Annotated in this window: 4 protein-coding genes; 2 read left to right on the top strand and 2 right to left on the bottom strand. The window is 77.3% G+C overall.

Going from position 1 to position 3,161, the window contains the following annotated elements; genetic code table 11:
* Positions 1–104 precede the first annotated feature (104 nt).
* Positions 105–509 carry a thioesterase family protein gene (locus DKT68_RS01225; RefSeq protein ID WP_109815592.1) on the top strand — a complete coding sequence of 135 codons (405 nt, stop codon included), beginning with the start codon at positions 105–107 and terminating at the stop codon, positions 507–509.
* Complete coding sequence (locus DKT68_RS01220; RefSeq protein WP_109815591.1) at positions 506–1,336, top strand: MBL fold metallo-hydrolase; 831 nt, start codon at positions 506–508, stop codon at positions 1,334–1,336. The genes DKT68_RS01225 and DKT68_RS01220 overlap by 4 nt, the downstream gene beginning before the upstream one ends.
* Positions 1,337–1,373: 37 nt before the next feature.
* Here the strand turns inward: DKT68_RS01220 and DKT68_RS01215 are convergent, their stop codons facing one another.
* Together DKT68_RS01215 and DKT68_RS01210 are read right to left on the bottom strand one after the other, a co-directional pair.
* Complete coding sequence (locus tag DKT68_RS01215; protein ID WP_109815590.1) at positions 1,374–2,309, bottom strand: PfkB family carbohydrate kinase; 936 nt, start codon at positions 2,307–2,309, stop codon at positions 1,374–1,376.
* Positions 2,310–2,426: 117 nt separating this feature from the next.
* A partial coding sequence (locus DKT68_RS01210) for an XdhC family protein (protein ID WP_161556604.1) occupies positions 2,427–3,161 on the bottom strand: 735 nt, incomplete at its 5' end.

Raw genomic sequence — 3,161 nt, 5'->3', positions numbered from 1 at the left:
CCCGCCGGGCCCCGGCACAGGTGGGCGGCGGGTGCCGCCGGCGGGTGCCGCCGGATCGCCGGGCGCGTGCTCGGCGGGCCCGGCGAGCACCTAGGCTGACGACCATGCAGGAGCAGCCCGAGTCGGCCTTCGCGCCGGGTCTGACCGCCCGGGTCGAGTTGACCGTCAGCGACGCGGACACCGCCCAGGCGGTCGGTTCCGGGGACGTGCCGGTGCTCGGCACACCGCGGGTGCTCGCGCTGGCCGAGGCGGCCACCGTCGCGGCGACGGCGACCGCCATGCCGCCCGGGTCGACCACCGTGGGGATACGCGTCGAGCTGGAGCACCTGGCGCCGACCGTGGTGGGCCGTACGGTCCGGGCGCAGGCCCGGCTGGCAGCCGTCGACGGTCGCCGGCTGTCGTTCGAGGTCATCGTGAGCGACGGTGACCAGACGGTCGCCCGGGGCCGGGTGGACCGGCTCCTGGTGGACCGGCAACACTTCGTCGAGCGTGCCGGGCGGGCGTCGTGACCAGCGGGTTCGTCGAGGTCGCCGACCGGGTGCACGTGCTGCGCGAGCCGCTGCTGCGGGTCAACGTCACGTTGGTCGTCGGCGACGACGAGGCGCTGCTGGTGGACACCCTCTCCTCGGCGGCCCAGGCCACCGCGCTGGCCACCGCCGTCCGGGCGGTGACCGACCGACCGCTGACGCTGGTGAACACCCATCACCACTACGACCACTGCTTCGGCAACGCCGTCCTGGCCGGCGACCCACCCCGCCCGGTGTACGCGCACGAGCGGGCCGCCGCGGCCCTGCGCGAGCAGCCGGAGCGGCTGCGCCGGGAGGCGTACGAGGAGGTGCGCGGCGAGCACCCGGCGCTCGCCGCCGAGCTGGCCGACACTCCCCTCCTCGCCCCGACGCACACGGTGCACACCGAGACGACGCTCGATCTGGGCGGCCGGCGGGTGCTGCTGCGGCACCCGGGGCGGGGGCACACCGACGCCGATCTGGTGGTGCACGTACCCGACGCGGACGTGCTGGTCGCCGGTGACCTGGTGGAGCAGAGCGGCCCGCCCGCCTTCGAGGACTCGTACCCCCTGCAGTGGCCGGACGCGGTCGCGGACCTGCTCCGGCTGACCACGGCCCGGACGGTCGTGGTGCCGGGCCACGGCGACCCGGTGGACGCGGAGTTCGTCCGCGCCCAGCACGCCGAGCTGGTGCGACTGGCCTGGCTGATCCGGGCCGCGCACACCGGCAGCGCGCCGCCGGAGCGTGTCGCCGCCGAGGCGCCCTTCGGCGCCCGCGCCGCCCTGACGGCCGCCCGCCGCGGCTACCGGGAACTGGACGGCACGCCCTGACCTCCCGTCGGTCCCGCGGTTGCTGCCGGCGCGGGGGTCAGTCGCCGAAGCGGCGCTGGACGTCGGTGCGGGTGGGCATCGCGGTGGCGCCGCCCGGGGACTCGCAGACCAGGCCGGCCACCCGCAGCGCGAACGCCACCCGCTCGCCCCAGCCCGTCGGGTCGGTCGGCTCGCCGTCCAGCAGCAGGTCGGCGATCAACGCGGCCATCACCGAGTCGCCGGCGCCGGTGGCGTCGACCGCGGTGACCCGGGGAGCGGGCACCCGGACCGGGTCGGCGTCGGCAGCGGCCAGGACCGCGCCGGCCGCGCCGAGCGTGACCACCACGGTCGCGGCGCCCAGCTCCCGCAGGTACGCGGCCACCCCCTCGACCGGCTCGCCCGGGTAGAGCAGCTCGGCGTCGGCGGTGCTGAGCTTGACCAGGTGCGCGCCGGCGGCGAACTCGGCCACCACCTCGCGCAGCCCGGCGAGCGCGGCCGGTCCGGCGAGCAGTCGGGGGCGCACGTTGGGGTCGAAGACCCGCAAACCGGTGGCGAGTGACCAGGCGCGGCGGGCGGCTGCCAGCGTGCTCGGCTGGAGCAGCACGACCGAACCGCAGTAGAGCACGTCGGCGCCCTCGACCAGCGCGAGGTCCAGGGCCCCCGGGGCGAGCAAACTGTAGGAGGGCGGCTCGCCGTAGAAGCGGAAGTCGGGCTCCGGGCCGGCGAAGGTGACGACCGCGAGCGTGGTCGGGGCCGGCACGGTGACCGCGCCGGCCAGCCCGACGTCGGCCGCGGTCAGAAAGGCGCGGATCCGGCCGGCGAGCACGTCGTCGCCGAGCGAGCCGACGAACTGCGCCGCGCCGCCGAGCCGGGCCACCCCGACGGCGATGTTGAGCGGCCCGCCGCCGATCGCCTGCCGGTAGACCCGTTCGCCGTCCCGCTCGGTGTCGAGCAGGTCGACCAGCGCCTCACCGAGCACCACCGCGTATCCCATCCCGGTCCTCTCCGTCCTCACCGGCCGCCACGAGGAGGCTGGCACCAGGCTGGCACAGCACCCGGCCCGGTGGGCGCCGAAGGGCACGACCGGGGCGACGGGCGGGGTCGGCCGGCGCTACCCCGGGTGGTGGATCGGTCCGGCGAGCGCCGTCAGCGGGCGGCCGGTCCCGCCCCAGCGGGCCGCGACGATCTGCGCGGCCACGCTCACCGCGGTCTCCTCCGGGGTACGCCCACCGAGGTCCAGCCCGATCGGGGAGGCGAGCCGGGCGAGCTCTTCCGCGCTGAGCCCCGCCTCCCGCAGCAGCTTGTGCCGCTCGTCGTGGGTGCGCCGCGACCCCATCGCGCCGACGTACGCCAACCGGTGGCGCAGGGCCAGCGCCAGCACCGGCACGTCGAACCTCGGGTCGTGGGTCAGCACGCAGACGACCGTCCGCGCGTCGACCCGGCCGGCGTCCAGCTCCGCCCGCAGGTAGCGGTGCGGCCACTGCACCACCACCTCGTCCGCCTCCGGGAAGCGTCGGGCGGTGGCGAAGACCGGGCGGGCGTCGCAGACGGTCACCCGGTAGCCGAGGAACGCGCCGACGCGGGCCACCGCGGCGGCGAAGTCGATCGCCCCGAAGACGATCATCCGCGGCGGCGTCGCGTACGCGGCCACGAAGAGGCTGAGCCCGCCGCCCCGGCGCTGCCCGTGGTAGCCGTACCGGAGCAGCCCGCTGTGCCCGGCGGCGAGCAGCCCGAGGGCGTCGGCGGTGGCGGCGGCGTCGAGCCGGTCGGCGCCGAGCGAGCCGGTCACCCCCTGCCCGGTCAGCGCCAGCCGTCGGCCCAGCCGCCCCGCCGGGTCGGCCGGCAC

It is taken from the genome of Micromonospora acroterricola, assembly GCF_003172955.1.
In the GTDB taxonomy this organism is placed as follows: Bacteria; Actinomycetota; Actinomycetes; order Mycobacteriales; family Micromonosporaceae; genus Micromonospora; species Micromonospora acroterricola.
This window is presented reverse-complemented; position numbering and strand designations above follow the sequence as displayed.